Origin of the sequence: Streptomyces lonarensis, assembly GCF_012033735.1 — a bacterium.
GTDB classification, from domain to species: Bacteria; Actinomycetota; Actinomycetes; order Streptomycetales; family Streptomycetaceae; genus Streptomyces; species Streptomyces lonarensis.
Genome location: NZ_JAAVJD010000003.1, coordinates 32639 through 56382, shown reverse-complemented (window position 1 = coordinate 56382; position 23744 = coordinate 32639). Strand labels below are relative to the sequence as shown.

At 75.6% G+C, this 23744-nt stretch carries 19 protein-coding genes and 1 pseudogene; 18 read left to right on the top strand and 2 right to left on the bottom strand.

What is annotated here, in order from left to right; translation table 11 throughout:
- The first annotated feature begins 2 nt into the window (after positions 1-2).
- From HCN56_RS27130 to HCN56_RS27115, 14 genes and pseudogenes are all read left to right on the top strand, one after another.
- Positions 3-2939 (top strand): helix-turn-helix transcriptional regulator, encoded by a 2937-nt coding sequence (locus HCN56_RS27130; protein ID WP_167967499.1) that lies wholly within the window; start codon positions 3-5, stop codon positions 2937-2939.
- Positions 2929-5706 (top strand): helix-turn-helix transcriptional regulator, encoded by a 2778-nt coding sequence (locus HCN56_RS01075; protein WP_167967498.1) that lies wholly within the window; start codon positions 2929-2931, stop codon positions 5704-5706. Before HCN56_RS27130 ends, HCN56_RS01075 begins: the two co-directional genes overlap by 11 nt.
- 395 nt (positions 5707-6101) lie before the next feature.
- A complete protein-coding gene (locus HCN56_RS01070; protein ID WP_312870985.1) occupies positions 6102-6767 on the top strand; it encodes a LuxR C-terminal-related transcriptional regulator in 666 nt (221 codons plus the stop codon).
- A gap of 1181 nt (positions 6768-7948) precedes the next feature.
- A pseudogene (locus tag HCN56_RS27360) lies at positions 7949-8446 on the top strand (glycosyltransferase family protein); the annotation flags it as partial.
- 41 nt (positions 8447-8487) lie between these two features.
- Positions 8488-9279, top strand: coding sequence for a glycosyltransferase (locus HCN56_RS27125; RefSeq protein WP_312870984.1), 792 nt, complete (start codon positions 8488-8490; stop codon positions 9277-9279).
- On the top strand, positions 9228-10295 hold the full coding sequence (locus tag HCN56_RS01060) for an NDP-hexose 2,3-dehydratase family protein (RefSeq protein ID WP_312870983.1): 1068 nt from the start codon (positions 9228-9230) through the stop codon (positions 10293-10295). Before HCN56_RS27125 ends, HCN56_RS01060 begins: the two co-directional genes overlap by 52 nt.
- Positions 10288-10452: an NDP-hexose 2,3-dehydratase family protein gene (locus tag HCN56_RS27120; RefSeq protein WP_312870982.1), complete on the top strand. Its 165-nt coding sequence runs from the start codon at positions 10288-10290 to the stop codon at positions 10450-10452. Before HCN56_RS01060 ends, HCN56_RS27120 begins: the two co-directional genes overlap by 8 nt.
- A 4-nt stretch (positions 10453-10456) precedes the next feature.
- Positions 10457-11524: a glucose-1-phosphate thymidylyltransferase gene (locus HCN56_RS01055; protein ID WP_167967497.1), complete on the top strand. Its 1068-nt coding sequence runs from the start codon at positions 10457-10459 to the stop codon at positions 11522-11524.
- A 29-nt stretch (positions 11525-11553) separates the two neighbouring features.
- Entirely contained in the window at positions 11554-12513 is a 960-nt protein-coding gene (gene rfbB / locus HCN56_RS01050; RefSeq protein ID WP_167967496.1) for a dTDP-glucose 4,6-dehydratase, read from the top strand.
- A 220-nt stretch (positions 12514-12733) separates the two neighbouring features.
- On the top strand, positions 12734-13723 hold the full coding sequence (locus HCN56_RS01045; protein ID WP_312870981.1) for a sugar kinase: 990 nt from the start codon (positions 12734-12736) through the stop codon (positions 13721-13723).
- Positions 13720-14358 carry a bifunctional 4-hydroxy-2-oxoglutarate aldolase/2-dehydro-3-deoxy-phosphogluconate aldolase gene (locus tag HCN56_RS01040; protein ID WP_167967495.1) on the top strand — a complete coding sequence of 213 codons (639 nt, stop codon included), beginning with the start codon at positions 13720-13722 and terminating at the stop codon, positions 14356-14358. Before HCN56_RS01045 ends, HCN56_RS01040 begins: the two co-directional genes overlap by 4 nt.
- 237 nt (positions 14359-14595) lie before the next feature.
- Entirely contained in the window at positions 14596-14802 is a 207-nt protein-coding gene (locus HCN56_RS01035) for a hypothetical protein (RefSeq protein ID WP_167967459.1), read from the top strand.
- Positions 14803-14849: 47 nt separating this feature from the next.
- Positions 14850-17057: a heavy metal translocating P-type ATPase gene (locus tag HCN56_RS01030; protein ID WP_167967512.1), complete on the top strand. Its 2208-nt coding sequence runs from the start codon at positions 14850-14852 to the stop codon at positions 17055-17057.
- Positions 17054-17593 (top strand): copper chaperone PCu(A)C, encoded by a 540-nt coding sequence (locus tag HCN56_RS27115; protein ID WP_167967494.1) that lies wholly within the window; start codon positions 17054-17056, stop codon positions 17591-17593. The genes HCN56_RS01030 and HCN56_RS27115 overlap by 4 nt, the downstream gene beginning before the upstream one ends.
- 116 nt (positions 17594-17709) lie before the next feature.
- Here the strand turns inward: HCN56_RS27115 and HCN56_RS01020 are convergent, their stop codons facing one another.
- Positions 17710-18408, bottom strand: coding sequence for a sigma-70 family RNA polymerase sigma factor (locus tag HCN56_RS01020; RefSeq protein ID WP_312870980.1), 699 nt, complete (start codon positions 18406-18408; stop codon positions 17710-17712).
- Between the two features lie 138 nt (positions 18409-18546).
- Positions 18547-19305, bottom strand: a complete 759-nt coding sequence (locus HCN56_RS01015; protein ID WP_167967492.1) for a PE-PGRS family protein — start codon at positions 19303-19305, stop codon at positions 18547-18549.
- A gap of 313 nt (positions 19306-19618) precedes the next feature.
- Here HCN56_RS01015 and HCN56_RS01010 point away from each other — a divergent pair, with 313 nt between their 5' ends.
- The 4 genes from HCN56_RS01010 (at position 19619) to HCN56_RS00995 (ending at position 23734) form a co-directional block, all read left to right on the top strand.
- A complete protein-coding gene (locus HCN56_RS01010) occupies positions 19619-20371 on the top strand; it encodes an aspartyl/asparaginyl beta-hydroxylase domain-containing protein (RefSeq protein WP_167967491.1) in 753 nt (250 codons plus the stop codon).
- A 644-nt stretch (positions 20372-21015) separates the two neighbouring features.
- Positions 21016-22440, top strand: coding sequence for an MFS transporter (locus HCN56_RS01005; RefSeq protein WP_167967490.1), 1425 nt, complete (start codon positions 21016-21018; stop codon positions 22438-22440).
- Complete coding sequence (locus HCN56_RS01000; protein ID WP_167967489.1) at positions 22437-23480, top strand: beta-ketoacyl-ACP synthase III; 1044 nt, start codon at positions 22437-22439, stop codon at positions 23478-23480. The genes HCN56_RS01005 and HCN56_RS01000 overlap by 4 nt, the downstream gene beginning before the upstream one ends.
- Positions 23477-23734 (top strand): acyl carrier protein, encoded by a 258-nt coding sequence (locus HCN56_RS00995; protein WP_167967488.1) that lies wholly within the window; start codon positions 23477-23479, stop codon positions 23732-23734. Before HCN56_RS01000 ends, HCN56_RS00995 begins: the two co-directional genes overlap by 4 nt.
- Positions 23735-23744: the final 10 nt, after the last annotated feature.

The following is a 23744-nucleotide window of genomic DNA, read 5'->3' as shown; positions in this document are numbered from 1 at the left end:
CGGTGACCAGCAGCACGAAGCCCGACGTTCCGGGGTCCTGCACGCCCGGCTGCCCGCCCGGCGCCCACGGCGAGCCTGCGACGCCGGGGGAGTACCGCCTGGCGCAGCGCCACATCGACGAGGTGCACGAGCGGCTCGCCGCTGGAGCGGCCTCCGTGCTCACCCTCGGGGGACGCCCCGGGCACGCCCAGAACGCGCTGCTGCGCCGTGCCGCCTGCAGGGCGGCCGCCGCCGGGATCGAGGTGCTGCACGGCCGGGCGAGCCCCGCGGAGGGCGACCTCCGCTACGGCGTGGTGCAGCAACTGCTCGGGCCCGGCGACGCCTCGGTGGCAGCAGCGCTCGACGCGCCGGCCCGGGTGGCGGACCAGCGCGGACTGCCCGGGCTGTCGCGCCTGATGCACGCGGTGCGCCGCCGCCCCGCGCTGCTCGTCGTCGAGGACGTGCAGTGGCTGGACGACGCCTCCCGCGACTGGCTCCGCGCGCTGCTGCACCGGCTGAGGCCCCGCACACCGCTGGCGGTGCTCGTGAGCGCCGGCACCGGGCACGTCACCGCACCCGGCTCGGGCTGGGACCGGGACACCGCACCGCGCCACGGCGTCCTGGTGCGGCGCGCGGTGGTCCCCGCCCTCTCCGACCGCGGGGTGGCCACGGCGGTGCGCGACGCCTGCGGCCGTTCCGGCGACCCGGAGTTCGTCGTCGCCCTCACCGCGGCGACCGCCGGCAACCCCGCCGTCCTCCGCGACGTGCTGCGGGAGTTCACCTCCCGAGGGCACCGCCCGGTCGCGTCCGAACTGCCCGTGCTGCACGCCGTGGCCGCCGAGGTGGTCGGCGAACACACCGTCGGCGCGCTCGACGGCCTGCCCGACGAGGTCACCGCGGTGCTGCGCGCGCTGGCGGTCTGCGGAGATCTGCTGGACCTCACCCGCGCCCGCTCGCTGGCGGGCGGCGGCATGCCCGAGGAGCGGCTGCGCGCACTCCTCGACGGCGTCGGCCTCACCCTGCCGGTCGGCGACAAGGTGCACATCCGCTTCCCCGCCTCCAAGGCGCGGATCATCGAGGACATGCCGGCCGACCGGCGGGCCGACCTGCACGCGCGCGCCGCCGCGTCGGCGCACGCCGCCGGGGTCGATGACGAGGACATCGCCCATCTGCTGCTGCGGTCGCCGCCGTTGGGCGCGCCCTGGGTCGTTCCGCTGCTGCGGCGCGGCAGCACCGCCGCGCTGCGCCGCGAGGACCACGACCGGGCCTGCTCCCTCCTCGGCCGGGCGCTGCAGGAGCCGCTGGAGGCCGCGGTGCACGGTGCGCTGACGCTGGAACTGGCCGCGGTGGAGGCCCTGGCGGTGCCCGAGGCCGGCGAGCGGCGGCTGGAGGAACTGGTCCGCGGCGCCACGCCGGAGCCCCAGGAACCGGTGGGGGAGCGGCCCGGCGGCCCGCAGCCCGGCCCGATGCCCGCGCCCACCGCCGGACTGCGGGCGCGCGCCGTCGACCTGGGCTTCGCCCGGGGCAACAGCGACTGGGTGCGGCGCACCGTCGCCGAGGCACTGCCCTTCTGCGGGCCCGCCGAACGGGCCGATCTCGTCTCGCTGTTCTGGCTCGCCGCCTCGGTGCGCGAGGACCGGGAGCCCACCGTCCCGGCCGTGCCGCCGCTGCCGGCCCACCCCGGCCACGCGGCCCAGGCCGCCACCCGGGCCTGGCAGCTCGCCACCCGAGGCCACGACGCGGCCACCACGCGCAGGCTGGCACGGCGCGCGCTCTCCCGGACCGGCCCCGACACGCTGCTGATGCCGCGCCTCGCCGCCTGCGGCGCGCTGGTCGCCACCGACGACCAACTCGACGCGGTCGACGCACTGGACGCCCTGCTCGCCGACGCGCGGCGGGGCAACCTGCGCAGCATCGCCGCCCGCGTCCTCACCGTCCGGGCCAACCTGCACCTGCGGGCGGCGCGGCTGACGGACGCGGAGCGCGACCTCGACGGCGCGGAACGGGCGCTGCCCGCCGCGCACTGGCACCCGATGGCCCTGCCCGACCTGCTGGCCACCCGCATCCTGCTGCACCTCGAGACCGGCAGGCCGGACCGGGCCCGCCGGTACGCCGACACCACCGTTCCCCCGGGCGGCGAGGACGGCGTGTGGTGGTCCTCCCTGCTGTGCGCCCGCGCCCGCGTCGCCGCCGAGGACGGAGACATGCAGGGGGCGCTGCGGCTCGCACGCGAGAGCGGCCGGCTGCTGCTGCGCCGGCAGTGGGTCAACCCCGCCGGCGTGGCGTGGCGTGCCGTCGCCGCGGAGGCCGCCGCCGCGCTCGGGGACCTCGACGAGGCCCGGCGGCTGCGGGAGCAGGAGATCGCCCTGGCCGACCGCTGGGGCACCGCCTCCGGCCGCGGCACCGCCCGGATGTGGGCCGCACGGGACCCCCGGGAGGCACCGGCCGACGCCCTGCTCCGGCTGCGGGAGGCCACCGCGCTCCTGCGGCACTCGCCCGCCCGGCTGTCCTACGGCTGGAGCCTGGTCCGCAGGGCACGGGCGGAGGCCGCCGCAGGCGACGCGTCGGCCGCGGCCCGCTCACTCCATCTGGTGGCTCTCGTCACCAGCGCAGGCCCCGGCGGCAGACTCGCCGAGACCGCGAGGCGGTTGACCCCGCTGGCGGTGCCCCGCGCCCCCGGCAGGACCGCCGCGGTGACGGTGCGCGGCGCAGCGGCCGCGCCGCCGGCGGGCGGCGCGGAGGACGCGGGGTGGGACGACCTCACCGAAGCGGAGCGCGACACGCTGTGGCTGGCCGCACGCGGCAGCGGCAACCGCCAGATCGCCGAACGGCTCGCCGTCAGCCGGCGCACCGTCGAACTGCGTCTCTCCAACGCCTATCGGAAGCTCGGGATCGACGGCCGGAAGGAACTCCACCGGCTGCCCGCCTTCCGGGGAGGTCCGGTCGCCGATGCTTCATGACCGGGACGTCGCTCTCGCCCGGGTCGAGGCCGCGTTCGCCGCGACGGCACGGAACCCCCGGGTGCTGCTCCTGGCGGGCCCTCTCGGCTGCGGGCGCACGGCGCTGCTGCGCCACCTGCCCGCACTCGCGCCCGCAGGGAGCCGCGTGGTGCGGCTCAACGCGTCGCGCGCGGAACGCGGGTTCCCCTTCGGCGTGGCACGCCAGTTCGTCGACCAGTTCCTGACGGGCCCCGTGGACGGGCCGGCCGTGGCGGCCGCCCGACGCCTCGACGACCTGCTCGACGCCGAGGAACGCCCCGGGCCCGGCGAGGCGGGCCGGGTCACCACCGAGATCCTCCGGGCGACGCACGCGCTGCTCGCCGCCGCCGGCGGCAGCCCGCTCCTGCTCCTCGTGGACGACCTCCACTGGGTGGACGACCTGTCCCTGCGGTGGCTCGGCCACCTGACCCGGCGGATGTCCGGGCTCCCCGTACTGGTGGTGTGCACCTTCGCGGACGGCGACGACCGCGCGCGGTGCCCCCTGGTGCGCGAGGTGGTCTCCGCGGCCGACGAGGTGGTGCGCCCGGGGCCGCTGACCCCGGGCACCGTCCGGCTGCTGCTCACCGGGGACGACGGCGCGGCCCCCCACCCGGCGCTCGTCCGGGCCGTGCACGAGGCCACCGGCGGCAACGCGCTGCTGGCGACGACGGTGAGCGAGGCGCTGCGGCCCGAGCCGTTCCCCGAGGAGCCCGACGGGGACGCCGCCGCCCGCGCGGCGCGTGCGGTCCGGGAGGTCTGCCCGCCGGCGGCCCGGGACCGCGTCGCCGTCCACCTGCAGGCACAGCCCCGCGCGGTGCGTGACGTCGCCGCCGCGGTGGCCGCTCTGGGCGACGGAAGCGACCCGGGACTCCTCGCGCGCCTCGCCGGCGTGGACGAGGTCGGGTTCGCGGCCGCCCGCCGATCACTCGTGCAGTCCGGCATCCTCACCGCGGGCCGGGAGGTGCGGCTGGTCCACGGCGTCGTGCGCCACGCGATCGACTCCTACCTGAGCCGGGACGAGCGCGAGGCGTCGCACGACGCCGCCGCCGACCTGCTGTACCGCTGCGGCCGACCGGCCGAGGAGGTGGCCGCCCATCTGCTGGCCGTGGTCCACCCGGGCCGGCCCTGGTCGGTCGCGGTCCTGCGCGCCGCCGCCGACCAGGCCCTCCGGGAACGCCGGTTCACCGACGCCGCCCGCTACCTGCGGCGCGCGCTGCTGCACAGCCGTTCCCACGACGAGACCCGCGCCCAGGTGCTGTTGGACCTCGCGGCGGCCGAACGCGGCACCGACCGGGACGCCTGCGAGCGGCACGTCGCCCAGGCGGTGGCGCTGCTGCGCTCGCCGCGCGACCGGGCCGCAGCGGCGCTGCGCGTGCCGCCGCGGCTGCTGGGAGCCGCGAGTCCGTCGGCGGTGGAGCTGGTCGAGCGCGCGGCGGACGACCTCGCGGCGACGGGCCACCGCGATGCCGTCACCGCGGAGCTGACGCTGCGGTTGGAGGCCCGGCGGCGCCACAGCGCCCACGAGCACCCCGACGAGCTGGCCGCCTCGGTGGCACGGCTGCGGTCGCTGGGTGACGCGCCGGCCGTGGGCAGCGCCGCGGAGCGGGAGCTGGTCGCGGTCCTGCTGTGCGCGGCCGCGCTCAGCGGCACCGTCCCCGCCGCGGAGATCGCCGCGACGGCCAACCGCATCCTCGAACGCGAGCCCGCGACCGCCGCCCACTCGCGCACCACCCTGCCGCTCGTCATGACGGCGCTCTTCACCGCCGAGTCGGTCGGCGGCGCGGAGTCGTGGCTCGCCGGTGAGCAGCGAGGGCCCCGCCTCCCCGGGACGGAGGCCGACGAGGTGGAGCTCTCGGGTGAGCGCGCGTTCGTCATGATGGCGACGTGTCGTCCCGCCCAGGCCCGGGAGCACGTGGAACGTGCTCTCGCCGGTGACGCCCGCACCTGGTCCGACGCGGCGGTGATGCACCTGGGGTGGGTCGCGATGGAGCTGCGGGACCGCGCGCTCGCGCGCCGGCTGCTCGCCCAGACGGAGGAACGGCGCGACGCGGGCCTGCTGTTCGGCGTCACCACGCGCATCCTCCGCGCGGCCGCCGACGCCGAGTCGGGCGCGCGCCGCAAGGGGCTGGAGACTCTGCTGACCTGCGGCCGCCAACTGGAGAACGCCGGGTGGCGCAACTCCTCGATGCTCCCCTGGCGGCTGCACGCCATCGGTCTCCACCAGCGGCTGGGGGAGTACGACGCGGCCCGCGCCCTGGTCGACGACGAGCTGCGGTGGGCCCGGTCCTGGGGGGCGCCCACCCATCTCGGCCGAGTGCTGCGGATGAAGGGCTGGATGCTCCGCGGCGAAGGGGTGGAGGTGCTGCGCGAGGCGGTCGAGGTGCTGCGGTCCTCCCCGTACCGCGTGGAACTGGCGCGGACCCTGGTGGTGCTCGGTCGGCGGCTGCGCAACGGACCCGAGGCGGAGGCAGCGCTGCGCGAGTCCGCGGCGGTGGCGCGGGACTGCGGCGTCCCGTGGCTGGCGCAGAGTGCCGGCCGCAGCCTCGACAGCGTCACCGTGCCGATCACGACCACCCTGACGCCGAGCGAGCGGCGGGTGGTGTCGTTGGTCGGTCGAGGGCTCACCAACCGCGACATCGCGACCGAACTGGGCGTCAGCTCGCGTGCGGTGGAGAAGCATCTGACGAGTGTCTACCGCAAGCTGGGCGTCGCGGGACGCCAGGAACTGGTCGACGCGCTTCCCGGCTGAGCGCCGCTCCCGCCGCTCTTCCCGGCCCCCCCCGCGGGTGTCGTTCGGGGGGCCGAACCGTGCCCAGGGGCGCCGCGACGCCCGTACGGGCACCGCGGTACGGCTCACGCGAACCTCAAACATCTTCTGTCCGAACGCGGTTCCACAGCGCCGGGTTGCCCGTAGTGCCGGGTTTGCCCTACCGAAGTGCGGGGTTCGGCCCACCGAACCCCGAGGTACGGCGACCACGGGGTTAGCGGTCCCGGAGTTCTGCTCCGTTGACCGTGTACCTCGTTCTTACTAGCCTCATTATCAGAGAAATTCACTCTTGCTTCTTTTCGATTCATTCAATTTCTCTTCATTTTCTCTGGGCTTCGCGCACCACCGTTTTCACCCACTGAAAGGATGGTGGAACCGTGACAGTGGCTCCTCTCGCCGAAACCCCCACCCGTGCGCCGCGGGCGCGGGCCGTCCCCGCCGACGCGCGCGCCGGGCTCATGGCCTCGCTCGACCCGCAGCTGACCGTCCGCCAGGCAAGCCAGGAGTTCTGCCGTCGCTTCGCCGACCCCGCCGGCGGGGACGTCTGCGGCAGGAGCTTCCCCGACCTCGTCCACCCCAGCATCCGGCAGCCCCTGGTCCGCCACTTCTCCCGCCTCGTCGAGGGCAAGCGGCAGCGGTTCGTCTCGCACGTGGTGGCCGTCGGTGCCGACGACGCCCCCTTCACGGGGACCCTCACCGCCTCCGTCGTGAGCGGAGGGACCCCCGACTCGGACGCCATCGTGGTCTCGATGCACTCGGCCGGCGACGAGGCGACCGAGAACGCCAACGTGCTGACCAGTCAGAAGAAGCTGCTCAGTGAGATCGACGCGCGGATTCTGGAAGGCATCGCCTCCGGGCTGTCCACCATCCCGCTCGCCTCGCGCCTCTACCTCAGCCGCCAAGGGGTCGAGTACCACGTGACCGGCCTGCTGCGGAAGCTGCGCGTCCCCAACCGCGCCGCCCTCGTCTCCCGGGCCTACTCCATGGGCGTCCTGAACGTCGGAGCCTGGCCGCCCCGGGTCGTGGACGACTTCATCAAGTGATCCCCGTTCCGCCCGTCCGGCCACCCGTTCCTCCCGCTCGCCCGTAGCAGCGTCCGTCGCCCGTCCCCCCCCACGCCCGTGTCGCCGTCGCCCGCCTCGCCCCGAGGTCTGCGCGGCGACACGAGTGTGTGCGGGGGCATCGTCGTTTCCGAGAAGGAGCGAATAGCCGGAACGAATATATGCCCGCCGCTGGGGACCGCCGCCGATGATCCCGCGGTGCCCGTCCGCTGTCCGAGCCCGCGGCCGCCCTGACTGCTCTTGTGCGGGTCGCCGGGGTGTTCGCGTGTGGGGCCCGGTGGCCAATGGCAAGCCGACCCGCCGTGCTTTTCCCCGCCCGCTCCGGTTAACCGCAAATCCGTACCGGAACACGGCCGATTCGAGTGAGTTGGTCGCTTTCCGGTGGCGGCGGCCAGAAGTCCCGCAGGCGTCACGGGGGCATGCCACCGGCCGTCGACCGGGCTCCGGCGGTACTGCTCCGGGCAGGACGAACCGGGCATCGGCTGCCCGAATGTGTGGCAATGGCGCCCGTTTTCGCGCCGCGGTCCGCTGTGCCGTCCGCCCGGAACGAGGCGGCACGCCACCGCCGGCCCCGACCCTCAGCCGCCCGGCCGCCGTCGGTGGCGCCGTCCGCGCGCACCGCCTCCGACCTGCTGTTCCGTCGCGATCCGACCGGGCTGCCCGGCGGGGCGGCAGCACTCTAGTGGATTCCCCAGTGCGGTTCACCGTGCAATTGAACGGCTCGGTGGACCGGCCACCGGTCGCTCCCCGCCCCTGCGCGGGACCCGGGTGCCACGCCGGGGGGACCCGCTCCCGCGCCCCGTCGACGGGCCGGACAGTACCCGCCGTGACCGGCCCGGCGCCACGCACCACCGCAGGCCGGCCGTCCCCACCGACCGGCCGTCCGCCCCGGGCGCGCCCGCCGAAAGGACACCAGCACGTGGCCCACGGAGAGCACGGCACGGCCCGCCGGGCCCCGACGTGTCCGCCCCTCGGCGTCCCCGTGCACCGCCACCGAGAGCGTCCCACCACCGCCCCGGCCCGCGGCGGTCCACCCCGCCGCCACCCGACGCCCACCACACCTCGCGCGCCCGACCCGTCCGGTCCGACCCGCCGCGCTGCCACCGAGGCGCCCCCATGCGCGTCCTGATGATCGCCACCCCTCCAGCACCCACCTCCTGCCGATGGTGCCGCTCGCCTGGGCGCTGCGCGCGGCCGGCCACGACCCGCTGGTCGCCGTGCAACCCAACCTGCTGGACACCGTCGAGCGGGCCGGGCTCAACGCGGTGAGCGTCGGCGAGCACGCCGGGATCGAGGACGCTCTGGAGGAGTTCCTCCGCCCGGGGCTGCGCCCGGCCGAGTGGATGGGCCGCTGGACCGTCGACGCCATCGACGGGTTCCCACCCCCCTGGCAGCGGCACAGTGAGGACGTCCTCCCACGCTACCTGCGGCTGGTCCGCGACCACCGCCCCGACCTGATCGTCTGCGACGCGCTGGAGTACAACGCGCTCGCCGTGGGGGCGGCCCTCGGCGTCCCCGTGGTCCGCCACCGCTACGGCATCGATCCGCTCTCGCACCGGTTCGCCCCCGGCGCCCGCGAGGCGCTCCGACCACTGTACGAACCCCTCGGTCTCACCGACCTCCCCGACGGTGCCGCCGTGATCGACCCCAGCCCGCCCGGCCTCCAGGTCCCCGAGGCGACCCCGGCATCCCGGTCCGCTACGTGCCCTACAACGGGCCCGGGCCGCTGCCGGACGGACTGCCGGCCGAACTCGCGCGCACCGCGGCGCGCGGCGGCCCGGACGCGGAGACCGACCGGCGCGTCCTCGTCTCGCTCGGCACCCACACCCTCGCGCTCAACGGCGTCCCGCTGCTGCGCGGCATCCTCACGGCGTTCGAGGACATGGCCGGCACCGAAGCGGTGGCCACCGTCCCGGAGCGGTTCCGCGAGGAACTCGGCCCCGTACCGGAGAACGTCCACCTGATCGACCCCGTCCCGCTCCAGCTGATCGTCGGCGGCTGCGCGGCGGTGGTGCACCACGGCGGCTCCGGCACCGGCACCACCACCGCCGCCTGCCACGGGGTCCCCCAGTTGGTCCTGCCCCAGATGAACGACGCCTTCGCCTACGGCGACATGCTGCCCCCCACCGGCGCCGGCATCACCGTCGAGCCGCCACCGGAGCAGAACGACCCCCAGGTCCTGCGGAAGGCGATCACCACCCTCCTCTCCGACGCCTCCTACCGCGAGGCCGCCGGCACGCTGCGGGACGGCATCGAGGCCATGCCGGCGCCCGCCGCTCTCGTCCCTACTGGAGCAGATCGCCGTGGTGGGACCGGCGTGATGCTGACCGAGCGGGTGGACCGCTCCACCGCGCGGCGCATCGCACGGTCGCAGACCGCCCATCCGGCCGCAGACGATGCGCACGCCTGGCTGGCCGAGCGACGCGGCGCGCACGACACCGGGTGGAGCGCGTCCCGTTCGCCGCGCTGGACGGCTGGGGATTCCACCCCGTGACCGGCGACCTCGCCCACCGCACCGGACGGTTCTTCGCCGTGCAGGGGCTGCGCGTCACCGGAGGAGGCGGCGCCTTCCCCCACTGGAGCCAGCCCGTCATCCGGCAGAACGAGACCGGCATCCTCGGCCTGCTCCTCAAGGAGTTCGACGGCGTCCCGCACGTGCTGATGCAGGCCAAGATGGAGCCCGGCAACCCCGGGCTGGTGCAGCTCTCGCCGACCGTCCAGGCCACCCACAGCAACTACACCGGAGCCCACCGCGGGGCGCCCGTCCGCCATCTGGAGTACTTCACGCGGCCCGTGCCCGGCCGTGTCCTCGCCGACGTCCTGCAGTCCGAGCACGGCAGCTGGTTCCTGAACAAGCACAACCGCAACATGGTCGTCGAGACCCGCGACGCCGTCCCCGACCACGAGGACTTCCGCTGGCTGACCCTGGGGCAGCTGGGTGAACTGCTGCGCCACGACAACGTGGTCACCATGGACGCCCGGACCGTGCTCGCCTGCCTGCCCGCGGACGACACGGGGGAGCGGGCGCTGCACTCCGACACCGACGTGCGCTCCTGGCTCAGCTGCCGGCGCACCGACCGCGGGCTGAGCGCCGAACCCGTCGGACTCGACGAGGTCCGGGGATGGACCCGCACCGCCACCGTCGTCGAGCACGACGAGGGACGGTACTTCCAAGTCGTGGGCGTCTCGGTACGGGCCGGCAACCGGGAAGTCGGCACCTGGTCCCAGCCGCTCCTCGAACCGGTGGCGCAGGGCGTCGCGGCGTTCCTGCTCCGGCGGATCGGCGGCGTCCCGCACGTCCTGGCGCAGGCCCGTGCCGAGGGCGGGCTCACCCACTCGGTGGAGATCGCGCCCACCGTGCAGTGCACCCCGCAGAACTACGCCGGACTGCCCCACGCCCGGCCCCTGTTCCTCGACACCGTGCTCGCGGCGGACCCCGGACGAATCCGGTACAGCGCCGTCCACTCCGAGGAGGCGGGCGGTTCCTCCGCGCCGAGAGCCGGTGCATGATCGTCGAGGCGACCGCGGCCGACGCCCCCGACCGGGGCCCCCGGGCTTCCGGTGGCTCACCGTCGGCCGGCTCGCCGACCTCACCCGGCACAGCGGGTACCTCAACGTCCAGGCCCGTACCCTGCTGGCCTGTCTCCGTTACGCCCAGGGGAAGTGACACGGTGAAGGCACTCGTTCTGGCGGGAGGGACCGGCAGCAGGCTGCGTCCCCTGACCCACACCTCCGCCAAGCAGTTGGTCCCCATCGCCAACAAACCGGTGCTGTTCTACGGCATCGAGGCGCTGGTCGAGGCGGGCGTCAGCGAGATCGGCATCGTCACCGGGGACTCCGCCGCCGAGGTCGAGGCGGCGGTCGGCGACGGGTCCCGCTTCGGCGCCCGCGTCACCTACATCCCGCAGGGCGCGCCCCTCGGGCTCGCCCACGCGGTGCTCGTCGCCCGGGAGTGGCTCGCGGACGACGACTTCGTCATGTACCTCGGCGACAACTTCGTCATCGGCGGCATCACCGAACTCGTCGCCGACTTCCGCGCCGAACGACCCGACGCCCGGGTCCTGCTCACCAAGGTCGCGGACCCCAGCTCCTTCGGGGTGGCGGAGCTCGACCCCGACGGACACATCGAGCGGCTGGAGGAGAAGCCCCGCGCCCCCCGCAGCGACCTCGCCCTGGTCGGCATCTACCTGTTCACCCCGGCCGTCCACGACGCGGTGCAGGCCATCAGGCCCTCCGCCCGCGGTGAACTGGAGATCACCGACGCCATCCAGTGGCTCGTGGAGCACGAGCGCGTCGTCAGCGCCACGGTGATCACCGGCTACTGGAAGGACACCGGCAGCGCAGCCGACATGCTGGAGGCCAACCGCTCCGCCCTGGAGGGGCTGCGTCCCGCGCAACTCGGCAGCGTCGACACCGCCAGCCAGCTCGTCGGCCCGGTCCGGGTCGAGGAGGGCGCCACCGTCGTCCGCTCCCGCATCGTCGGACCCGCCGTCATCGGTGGCGGCAGCGTCGTCACCGACTCCTACGTCGGCCCCTCCACTTCCGTCGGCCAGGGCTGCGTCATCGACGGCAGCGAGGTCGAGTTCTCCATCGTCCTCGGCCGCGCCCGCATCGAACACGCCGGACGGATCGCGGGCTCCCTCATCGGACGCGACGCCCACATCACCGGCGCCCCCCAGGCGCCCCGCGCCCACTGCCTGGTCGTCGGCGACCACAGCCGGGTGCAGATCACCTCCTGACCGCCCGCCCCGGAGACCCGGAGAACCGCATGCGCATCCTCGTGACCGGCGGTGCCGGCTTCATCGGCTCCCACCTCGTCCGTACTCTCCTCGGCGCCGACGGACCGACCGACCTGACCGGCGTCACCGTCCTCGACGCCCTCACCTACGCGGGCGACCGCGCCAACCTCGCCACCGTGGCGCACGACCCCCGCCTCACCTTCGTGCACGGCGACATCCGCGACGCGGCCACCGTCGACCGGCTGCTCCCCGGACACCACGCCGTCCTCCACCTCGCCGCCGAGACCCACGTCGACCGCTCCATCGCCGGCGGCACCGACTTCGTCTCCACCAACGTCCTGGGCACCCACACCCTCCTCGAAGCCGCGGTCCGCCACGGCACCGGTACCTTCGTCCACGTCTCCACCGACGAGGTCTACGGCTCGATCCCGCACGGGTCCGCCTCCGAGACGGCGCCGCTCGACCCCAGCTCCCCGTACAGCGCCTCCAAGGCCGGCTCGGACCTCCTCGCGCTCGCCCACCACCGCACCCACGGGCTCGACGTACGCGTCACCCGCTGCTCCAACAACTACGGGACGCACCAGCACCCGGAGAAGGTCGTCCCCCGCTTCACCACCCTGCTGCTGAGCGGCGGCCGAGTGCCGCTGTACGGCGACGGACGCAACAGCCGCGACTGGCTGCACGTCGAGGACCACTGCCGCGCGCTGCTCCTGGTCCTGCGGCGCGGACGTCCGGGCGAGACCTACAACATCGGGGGCGGCACCGAACTGACCAACACCGAGCTGACCGCGAGAATCCTCGCCGAGTGCGACGCCGGTTGGGACCGCGTCGATCACGTTTCCGACCGCAAGGGCCACGACCTGCGCTACAGCGTCGACACCACCAAGGCCGCCACCGAACTCGGCTACCGTCCGCACCACGCATTCGACGAAGGGCTCGCCGCCACCGTCGCCTGGTACCGCGCGCGCCACCGCCGGGAGGACGGCTGACCGGCTGCCGGCCGCGGCACCCCGGGACGGCCCGTCGATCCCCACGGCCGCGGATGCTCCTGGCGGCCGGGAGGGCAGCGCGGGTAGGTTCTCCCCGTCGATCCGAACGACGCCCGGCGCTCCACCGCGCCGGACCCGGTGGCCGACACCGCCCGCTCCCGCGGCAGGCGGGAGGCCGAGAGCCCCCACCGGGGACCGCCCACCCGCCCCTGGAGCCCGTGTGCACCCCGCCAGCCCCGCGGCAGCAGCGCCGCCCCCGCCCGCCGTGGTCTGCCTGGGGGAGACCATGGCCGTCCTCACCCCGCCCGGCCCCGAGCCGCTGCACGCCAGCAGCACGCTGAACCTCCGCACGGGCGGCGCTGAATCCAACGTGGCGGCCTCCCTCGCCGGACTCGGCCACCGCTCCGCCTGGCTCGGCCGCGTCGGTGACGACCCCTTCGGCCGGCGTGTCCTCGCCGACCTCACCGCCCTCGGCGTCGCCACGGACGCGGTGGAGACCGACCCGGCCCGACCGACCGGCCTGTACGTCAAGGAACCGGTCGGCGGCGCCACCCGGCCCCACTACTACCGCGCCGGTTCGGCCGCCTCCGCCCTGGGTCCCGAGCCCCCGGCCCCCGACCTCCTCCGGGCCGCCCGCGTCGTCCACGTCACCGGCATCACCGCCGCGCTCTCCGGCAGCTGCCGCCGCCTCCTCCGCTCGCTGCTGGTCGAGCGGGCCGTCCCCGGCCCGCTGCTCTCCTTCGACGTCAACCACCGCGCAGCGCTCTGGCGGGACGCCCCCGAGCCGGCCGCCGACCTGCTGCTGGAACTCGCACGCGCCGCGGACCTCGTCCTCGTCGGCCGCGACGAGGCGGCCGCGCTCTGGGGCACCGAGCAGCCGGACGACATCCGCGCGCTCCTGGGAGCGGCGCCGCGCGTGGTGGTCAAGGACGCCGACATCGGCGCCACCTCGTACACCCCCGAGGCGGGAACCGTGTTCGTCCCCGCACCGCGGGTCGACGTCGTCGAACCCGTCGGCGCCGGCGACGCCTTCGCCGCGGGGTACCTCGCGGGCCTGCTCGAGAACCGACCGGAGTCCGCCCGACTGCGGCTGGGCCACCTCGCCGCGCGCGCCGCCCTGACCACCACCGACGACGTCCCCCGCATGCCGCCCCGCCACCGACTCGACCCGCACCTCGCACCCGACTCGTCCTGGAGCACCGCCCCGTGAGCCACGCCACCGACCCCGCGACCACCCTCGACGCTCTCGCCGCCGACCGCGTGATCGCCGTCGTCCGCGCCCCCGTCGTCCCCGACCCCGTGGCGCTGTGCGAAGCACTGCGCGCGGGCGGCATCCGATGGGTGGAACTCACCTTCACCACCCCCGGGCTGGACGACCTGCTGCGCCGGGCCACCGACCACGGCGACGGCGTGCTGGTCGGTGCCGGCACCGTCACCACCGCCGAGCAGGCCGCGGCGGCAGCCGACGCCGGAGCCCGCTACCTGGTCACCCCCGGTCTGCGCCCCGAGGTTGCCGAGGTCGCCCACGACCGCTCCCTGCCCGTTGTCATGGGCGCCCTCACCCCCACCGAGGTCGGCCGGGCACTGGACCTCGGCGCCACCGCGGTGAAGATCTTCCCCGCCCACGCCTTCGGCCCCCGCCACTTCCGGGACCTCGCGGGGCCGTACCCCGGGGTCCCCCTGGTCGCGTCCGGCGGGGTCAACGCCGGCAACGCGGCGGAGTTCCTGCGGGCGGGCGCGCTCTCCGTCTGCGCGGGCTCCGACGTCGTGCCGCCGGCCGCGGTCGCCGCGGGTGACTGGGAGAGCATCACGGCACGGGCCCGGGAGTTCGTCGCGGCCCTCTGAGCCGGACAGGACGAGCCGACCACGACGAGGCGGCGCGCCGCCGCCCGCGGACGTGCGCACGGCGCAAGGGTCTTGACAGCGGATCGAGACCCGTGAGAGGGGGCGGGAACCACGGCCGCCGGCCGGACGACCCATCACGCACCGGCCCGCACGTGCCGGCCCGCTGCGGCGCACGCCGACGGGCCGGCCCCGCCGTGCCACGGCCGGCCGTCCGAACCGCTGCCCGGAGAACCGTCCATGAACCAGTCGTCCGCCCGCCCACCCTCGGCCGTCGCGGTCCTGCGCTCGCCCGCCCTCGGGTTCACCGCGCTGCTCGCGCTCCTCTTCACCACTGCCCTCGCCACCGGCGCGCTGCTCGGCCCCGTCGCCCCGGGCATGCACCCGGGCGCCGGTCCGGCCGCCACCGTCGAGGACGGCGGTCACGGCCACGGGGGCGCCAGGTGAGCGCACCCACCACCCCCGGGCTCACGACCGACCTGACCATCACCGGCATGACCTGTGCCGCGTGCGTCAACCGCGTCGAGAAGCGCCTCGCCCGCCTCCCCGGCGTCACGGCCGGCGTCAACCTGGCCACCGGCATCGCCCGGGTCAGCCACCCCGCCGACATCGCCCCCGCGGTCCTCGTGCAGCAGGTCGAGGCCGCCGGCTACGGCGCCGCCCCGGCGGCGGAGGAACCGCCGGCCGACCGCGGGGACGCGGACCCGCGGGAGGGCCTGCGGCTGGCCGCCACCGCCGCGCTCACCGTCCCCGTCATGGCGCTGTCCATGGTGCCCGCCTGGCAGTTCACCTACTGGCAGTGGGTCTGCCTGGTCCTCACCACACCCGTCGTGGCCTGGAGCGCGCTGCCGTTCCATCGGGCGGCGCTGCGCGGGCTGCGCCACTCGACCGCCGGCATGGACACCCTCGTCTCCCTCGGCGTCTGCGCCTCCTACCTCTGGTCGGTGTACGCCCTGCTGCTGGGCGGGGCGGGCGAGCCCGGGATGAGGATGCCGTTCAGCTTCCTGCCCTCCGCCTCCGACGGTGTCGCCCACATCTACTTCGAGGCCGCCGCCGCGGTGCCGCTGTTCGTGCTGCTGGGGCGGTTCCTCGAACGCCGCGCCAAGGACGGCACCGGTGCCGCACTGCGCGCGCTCGCCGCGCTGGCGCCGCGCGAGGTCACCGTCCGGGACGACGCCGGTCTGGAGCACACCGTCCCCATCGACCGGCTGGCGGTCGACGACGTGTTCGTGGTCCGCCCCGGGGAACGCGTCGCCGGTGACGGCGTCGTGGTACGCGGCACCTCCGCCCTCGACGTCTCCCTGATGACCGGGGAGAGCAAACCGGTGGAGGCCGGCCCGGGCGTCGCGGTCCTGGGAGGCTCCGTCAACAGCGGCGGACTGCTGCACGTACGGGCCACCGCGGTCGGGGCCGAGACCCAACTGGCCCGCATCGCGCGACTCGTGGCCGACGCCCAGGCGGGCAAGGCCCGCGCCCAGCGGGTCGCCGACCGCGTCGCCGGCGGCTTCGTCCCGGCCGTCCTCGCCGTCGCCGTCACCGTGCTCGGTTTCTGGCTCGGCGCCGGTGCCGACACCCAGGCGGCTCTCACCTCCGCGGTCGCCGTCCTGGTGGTCGCCTGCCCCTGCGCCCTGGGGCTCGCCACCCCGACCGCGCTGATGGCGGCCACCGGCCGCGGCGCGCAGCTCGGCGTGCTGGTCTCGGGACCGCGCGCGCTGGAGGCGCTGCGACGGGTCGACACGGTCGTCCTGGACAAGACCGGCACCCTCACCACCGGGCGGATGACCGTCGTACGCTGCGCGACGGCCGCCGGCGCGGCGTGGGAGACCGAGGTACTGCGGCTGGTCGGCGGCGCCGAGCGGCCCTCCGAACATCCCGTGGGCCGCGCACTGGTCGACCACGCGGAGCGGGTCGCCGGTGAACTGCCGGACGCCACCGGCTTCGTCGCCACCCCCGGTCTCGGTGTCGCCGCCGTCGTCGACGGCAGGCAGGTGGCGGTCACCGCCGTGGACGACGCCGTGCCGCTCCCCGCCGAACTGCGGGCAGCGGTGCGCAGCGCCGAGGCCGAGGCGCTGACCCCGGTGCTCGTCGCCATCGACGGCGCCCCCACCGCCGTCATCGGCGTGGGCGACGTGGTGCGCGGCGGCGCCTACCGGTCGGTCGAGCGGCTGCGCCGGCTCGGGATGCGGCCGGTGCTCGCCACGGGGGACAGCCAGGGCCCGGCGCGGGCCGTCGCCGCCGAGCTGCGGATCGAGGAGGTCCACGCCCGCTGCGCCCCGGAGGACAAGGCCCGCCTGGTGGCGCGGCTGCGGGCCGAGGGCCGACGCGTCGCGGTGGTGGGGGACGGGGTCAACGACACCGTCGCCCTCGCCTCGGCGGACCTCGGCATCGCGATGGGCAGCGGGACGGACGCCGCCATCGGCGCCGCCGACGTGACCCTCGTCCGGGGCGACCTCGCCGCCCTCGCGGACGCGGCGGCGCTGGCCCGGCGGACCCTCGCGACCATCCGCACCAACCTGGCGTGGGCCTTCGGGTACAACGCCGTGACCCTGCCGCTCGCCGCCACCGGCTGGCTCAACCCCATGGTCGCGGCCGCAGCGATGTCGGTGAGCTCCCTGGTGGTCGTCCTGAACAGCCTGCGCCTGCGGACCTGGCAGCCTTCGCCCGTCCGCGCCCGGCGCCCCGACCCGAGGAGCGTCTCGTGACCGCCCCCATCGAGGCACCGCCCACCGGCGACCCGGCCGGACCGGCCCGAGCACCCCGGGGGCCCCGGCTGCTCACCGCCGCCCGTGCCGCCCTCGCCCCGCTGCTGGCGGGCGGCCTCACCCTGGCCGGGCTGGCGGCCTGGACCGCCACGGGCCAGGCCGGCAGCCCCGCCGACATCCGGGTCGCCGAGGGCCGGGTCTTCCTGCCGATCCTCGACACCCAGCAGACGACCGGGGCCTTCTTCGACGTCGCCAACACGGGCGGCTCGGAGGACCGCATCGTCGCCGTGCGCAGCGTCCGGGGCGAGGCGATGTTCGGCGACCGGGAGCTGACCGAGGGCGCCGGGCGCATGATCATGGTGCCGGAGATCGCCGTCCCGGCCGACTCGACGCTGGAGATGAGCCCCTTCACCCCCAACGTCATGCTCACCGTCGACCGGCCGCTCGCCGAGGGGGAGCGCGTCGACTTCGTGCTGACCTTCCAGCAGTCCGGCGAGATCCCCGTCACCGCGGTGGTGACCCGGCCCTCGCTCTGACCGGAGCCCCGCTCCGGGAAGCGGCCGGCGGAGCCGCGCGCCTTTGGCCGTCCGGAGCCGCGTCCGGGCGGCCGGCACGCCCCGCACGGGCGCGCCGGCCGCCGCGGTCCGGCCCGTCAGGCCGCCACGCCGGCGTCCTCACCGGGGACCGGCGCGGGGGAATGCTCCTCGGCCTCGCGCAACAGCCGCAGCAGTTCCGCCCGCGCCCGGGACACCCGGGAACGCACCGTGCCGACCGGGCAGCGGCACAGCGCCGCGGCGTCGTCGTACGGCACGCCCCAGAGCTGGGTCAGGACGAACGCCTCACGCCGTTCGGCGCACAGGCTCTCCAACAGCCCGCGCAGCGCCAGCCCCTCGTCGAAGCCGGGGACGTTGCGGGCCTGACGCCACTCCGCCTCCCGCTGCCAGTCGGCAGCGTCGGAGAGCCGGGGACGGGCGGACGCCCGGCGCACGCTGTCGACGACCGTGCGCCGAGCGATCGACAGCAGCCAGGTCCTCGCCGAGGATCTGCCCTCGAACCGGTGCAGCGACAGCAGCGCGCGGAGCATCGTCTCCTGCGCGAGGTCCTCCACCCCGTCGGTGTCGGGCTGGAGGAATCCGATGTACCGGCGGACGTCCGCGTCGAACGCCGCCACGAAGCGTGCGACGTCGTCGGGGCTGCCGGTGCGCGCGGCGGTCAGCGCGAGCAGGGTGCGGCCCCGGTCGGGGTCGCCGCCCGCGCTCCGGCGTTCCGCGCGTCCGCCGGCCTGTTCGGGAGGGACGCCCTGCGCGGGGACCCGGCCCTGCGGGGCCGTCGGCAGGGCAGGGGTGTGCACAGCAGGTGTGATCACTGGTGACCTCGTCACATGCGGTGGGGAGGCGGCCCGACGCACGGACCGCCCGGGTGCCGCCGGGCCGCGAGCACGGCCCGGCCCGCCGGCGCCGTACCCGGCGCCGGGTGGTGCCCGCTGTCGTCAGCCGACAGCCCCGGCCGGTGGCGGCCCCCGGGAGATCACCGCGTGCAGGAGCAACCGCGTCCGCAGCGGCGGCAGCGGACGGTCCAGCACGACGCCGGGCCGTGCCGGCGGGGCCGCCGGCACGAACAGCGGGCCGAGCAGCGCCCACAGTGGGCCGAGCAGCCACGGACCGACCTGCGCCAGGAGCGAGCAGGCGGCCCGCTCGCCCCAGGCCAGCCACAGCCCGGACAGCACCGCGGCCAGCACGTGGCCGAGGAGCATGGCCCCCGAATGGGACCCCGGCAGCGCCGAGGCGGCGTGCACCGCGTGCCCGCCGTGGTCGGACGCGGACGCCGCGAGAGCCGCGGCGTGGTCGTGGTCGGGCAGCGGAAGCCCGGCGGCGAGGACGATCCGCATGGCCTCGTCGTGGGTGAGCGCCGGGCCGGTCCCGGCGCCGCACAGCAAGGAGCGCGCCGTCTCCACCACCGGGTCGGGCGAGGAGCCAGGGGCCGGGGCCCGCGCCGCGCCCTGTCCGGCGGAGAAGGCGAGGTGGAGGGCGAGCTGCACACCGCCGGCCGCCGCCGTGACGGCCCAGGGCCCGCGGCGGGCGCCGGCCACCGCCCACGCCCCGCCGGCGACCACCGCGAAGGCCGCGAGAGCCACCGGCACGGGTACCGGCGCGCCGGAGGCGTGGACGTGCCCGACGAGTGCGAGGACCACGCAGACACCGGCGAACACCGCTGCCCTGACGCCTCGCACCGCCCCGGTCAGTCGCATAGTGCGCTCATGTTCTCACTCCGTGACGCCGCGACTCTTCCCGGCTTCCTGTACCGCCACACCGGGCGGCCGCCGCCGGCCGTGACGGGTCGCGGACCGCCGTCGCTCCGTCCGCCCGGCGGTGCACCCCCGGGCGCCCGCCACGGCCGCGCGCCCCGCACGCCCCGCACCACCGCGCATTCCACCCGTTCGCCGACCGTTCACGCGGAGTCGGGAAGCCGCCGGGAACCCGGCAGCGGGCCGGTCCGACTCTCTGTCCACGGGACGCCTCGCCGGGGGCACCCCGACGGCGGCCACTGAGGAGGACCGGAGCATGACCCCGGAGATCGACGAGGCGTTCGCCGCGATCAGGGCGGAGCACGGCGCCGCTTCGCTGGCGCGCGTCGAGGAGATGATGCGCGGCGGCACCGCCGGCCGGCACCCGCTGCAGCGGGACGCCCGCTGGGTGCTGCCCGGCATATCGCAGCAACCCTGGCACGACCCCTACGCATATCCGGAGTTGCTGCCCCTGGTACGGGAACTGGAAGCCGCGCACGGGGACATCAAGCGCGAGATCACCGAATCCTGGGCTTCCCGCCGGGACCGCTTCGGGCGCTACGACCACTATCTGGGTAACCAGGACGACTGGCGCGCCGTCTATCTCTTCCGGCAGGGCGCCATGGCGAAGGGCGCGGCGGAGTTGGTGCCGACCGCGCACCGGGTGGTCGAGCGTGCCGGTGTCGACGCAGGCGTTCTGTGCCCGCTCCTCGAAAGTCATTTCTCCACGCTGCTTCCCGGGACCGTGATCGCGGACCACTGCGACCTCTGGAACTTCTCCATCAACCTTCACCTCGCCGTCAGCATTCCGGAGGGCTGCTCTCTCACGGTCGCCGGTGAACGGCGCGCCTGGGAGGAAGGGCGATGCCTGCTGTTCGACTACTCGTTCCGGCATTCCGCCCGCAACGACGGAGGCGGGACCCGGACGTGCCTGCTCGTCGACCTCTGGCATCCCGAGACCACGCCGGCCGAGCGTCAGGCGCTGACGGTCCTGGTCACGGAGGTGCGCGCCCTCATGGGCGACGGCTGACGGCCGACAGCACCGCCGGCGCCCCCGGACCCGTAGTGGGTCCGGGGGTGTTCTGCGTCGCTTTCCGGGGGCGCGCGAGTGGGATCTCCGCGCGCGGTCCCGGGGTATTCTCTTCCCGGGCGTCAAACCAGTTGTGACATAGCTGACTACGGGAACTCACCCCGGTGCCCGTGCGACTGTCGTTGAATGGTCGCGTGGTGCCGACAGGTATGTCCGTGCACTGTACAGGTCGTTTTCCGGCCAATCCGCGCGGGGTGGGAACGCGCGGTTCCGGTGCGCCGAGGTCGTTGTTCGGTAGGAATTCTCGGGCTATCCACGGATACGTCGTCACCCGCGATGTTTCCGAACCGTTTCGCCGTGGGGGCGGCGCGATGAATACGTCTTCCGTTCGAACGCGATGTGAACGCGATTCCGCTGGTACGGACCACAGCTCGCACGGCGGTGCGGTGACGCGACCGGTCCGAAAAGCGTCACCGTTGCTTGTTGTCCCGGGAACCGCGCAGCACGATCTACTCCCGTGACCCGGGCCCCGATCCCGACGGAATAGGGCCCGTCCCGGTGCGCCGTTCCCCGGCGCCCCCGGAGTGCCACGCCTCCACCCGCGCCGGCCGCTGCCGGCGTCCTCCCCGACCCCGGGAACCCTGATGACGCGCACCGCCCTGGCACCACCGGCACGGACAGCGACCCGGCCCGGCCTCGCCCTGGCCGCGCTCGCCGGCGCACAGCTGATGATCGCTCTGGACTTCAGCATCGTCTACGTAGCCCTCCCCGGGATCGGCGCCGACCTGGCCGTCGGTCCTTCCGGACTCACCTGGATCGTCAACGCCTACGTCGTCGCCACCGGCGGCCTGCTGCTGCTCGGCGGCCGGGCGACCGACCTGCTCGGTGCCCGCCGCATGTTCCTCCTCGGCGCTGCGCTGTACGGAGCCTCCTCCGCCGTCGGCGGCCTCGCCGGTGACGCGGGCGTGCTGGTGGCCGTCCGCGCCGTCCAGGGGATCGGCGGGGCGCTGCTCTTCCCCGCGGCCCTCGCCCTGCTCAACGGCACGTTCTCCGGCCCGGCCCGCGCCCGCGCCCACGGGATGTGGGGGGCGGCGGGCGCGGCCGGCCTCTGCTGCGGCTCCCTGCTCGGGGGCGTGCTCGTGCACGCCTTCTCCTGGCCGGCCGTCTTCTGGGTCAACCTCCCCATGGCAGGGCTCCTCGTGACCGCCGCCGTCCTGGCGTTCCCCGCCGACACCCCGACCCGCGCCGAACGCGGGCTCGACGCCCGCGCCGCCGTCAGCGGCACAGCCGCCGCCGCCCTCGCCACCCTGGCCGTCACCCAGGGCGCCGACCACGGGTGGTGGCAGACGGGCACCGGTGTGCTGATCGCCGCCGCCGCGATCTGCGCCGCGGCGTTCGTCCTGGCCGAACGCCGCTCCCCGCGCCCCCTCGTCCCCAGGGGGCTGCTGGCCGGCTCCCGCGGGCTGCTTCCCGTCGCGGCCGTCACCGCCCTGTACGGCGCCTGCTTCGGGGCGGTCCCCTTCTTCCTCACGCTCCACTTCCAGCAGGTGCAGGAACTCACCCCGCTCGCCACCGGGCTCGCCTTCCTCCTCCCCGCCCTGGTCACCGCGGCCGCCACCCAGGCCACCGCCCGGCTCTCGGGCCGCTGGGGGGTCCGGCCGCTGCTGCTCATCGGCGCGCTGGCGGGTGCCGTCGGCGCGCTGGCCCTGGCCGCCACCGCCTCCGCCGACGGCGGATACGCCCGACTCGTCCCCGGGCTGGTGCTGCTGAGCATCGGGCAGGGCGCGGTGTGGACCGCCATGTGGTTGGCGGCGGCCCGCCGGGCCGACGCCGCACAGCAGGGGGCGGCCTCCGGGGTGGCGTCCACCGCGCTGCAACTCGGGACCGCCCTCGGCCTCGCCGCGCTCACCGCGGTCGCCGGGCTCTCCGGCGCCGCCGCCGGCACCACCTCACTGTCCTCCGGGATCACCGCCGCGCTGCTGACGGCCGGCGGCTGCCTGGTCGCGCTCGCGGTGGTCTGCGCGGTGCGCGTCCGGACCGCTTCCCCCGACACCGAGGAGCTCTCGTGAACCCCGACATCCCCGCCCGTGCCGCGGTCCTCGCCGGACTGGGCGGCTGGGTGCCGGACCGTGTGGTCACCAACGACGAGCTGGCGGCCCGGCTGGACACCAGCGACCACTGGATCAGGACCCGGACCGGCATCGGCAGCCGCCGGGTGGCCGCGCCCGAGGACGCCACCTCCGACCTCGCGGTACGGGCCGGCGCCGCCGCGCTGGAGCACTCCGGCGACCCGGGGGTCGACACCGTGCTGCTGGCGACCGTCACCCCCGACCACCCCTGCCCCGCGACCGCGCCCGACGTGGCCGGCCGGCTGGGGCTCACGGGGGCCGCCGCCTTCGACATCGGCGCGGTCTGCGCCGGCTTCGTCTACGCACTGGCCACCGCCGCCGGGCTCATCGCGGCCGGGGCCGCCGACCGCGTGCTGGTGATCGGTGCCGACACCTACTCCCGGATCATCGGCCCCGACGACCGCGGCAACCTGGCGATCTTCGGCGACGGCGCGGGGGCGGTGGTGCTGCGCGCCGGCGAACCCGGCGAACCCGGCGCCCTCACCGCCTTCGACCTCGGCAGCGACGGTTCCGGCCGCGACCTCATCACCGTCCCGGCGGGGGGCAGTCGCCACCCGGCCACTGCGGCCGTCGCCGGGGCCGACGGCCACTTCACCATGCGCGGCCGCGAGGTCTACCGCCATGCGGTGACCCACCTGACCCGGTCCGCCCGTACCAGCCTCGACGCCGCGGGCGTTGCTCCCGCCGCAGTCGACAGGTTCGTCCCGCACCAGGCCAACCTCCGCATCCTGGCGTCCGTCGCGGACGAGCTGGGGGTGCCGCCGGACCGGCTGGTCAGCAACCTCCACGAGATCGGCAACACCGGGGCCGCCTCCGTGCCACTGGCCCTCGCCGACGCCGCCGCCCACGGCGAACTGGCCGCAGGAGAAACCGTTCTGCTGACCGCGTTCGGCGGCGGACTCGCCTGGGGCTCCTGCCTGCTGCGCTGGCCGGAGCTCCCCCCCTCACCCCGCCCCTACCTCCGAAGGAGCACCCCGTGAGCACCACCTACGACGCCCTCGTCGACATCCTGACCGGCATCCACGACGCGCCGACGGAGTACCTGACCCCCGGCGCCACCCTCCACGACCTCGACGTCGACTCGCTCACGCTGGTCGAACTCGCGATGCGGGTCGAACGCAACCTCGGCGTCCACATCGACGACGCCGAGCTCCACGGCGACCTCACCCTCGCGGGCACCGCCGAACTGATCGACCGCGCACGCTCCGGCGAAACCGCCGCCTCCGCCAGCTGACCCCGCCCCG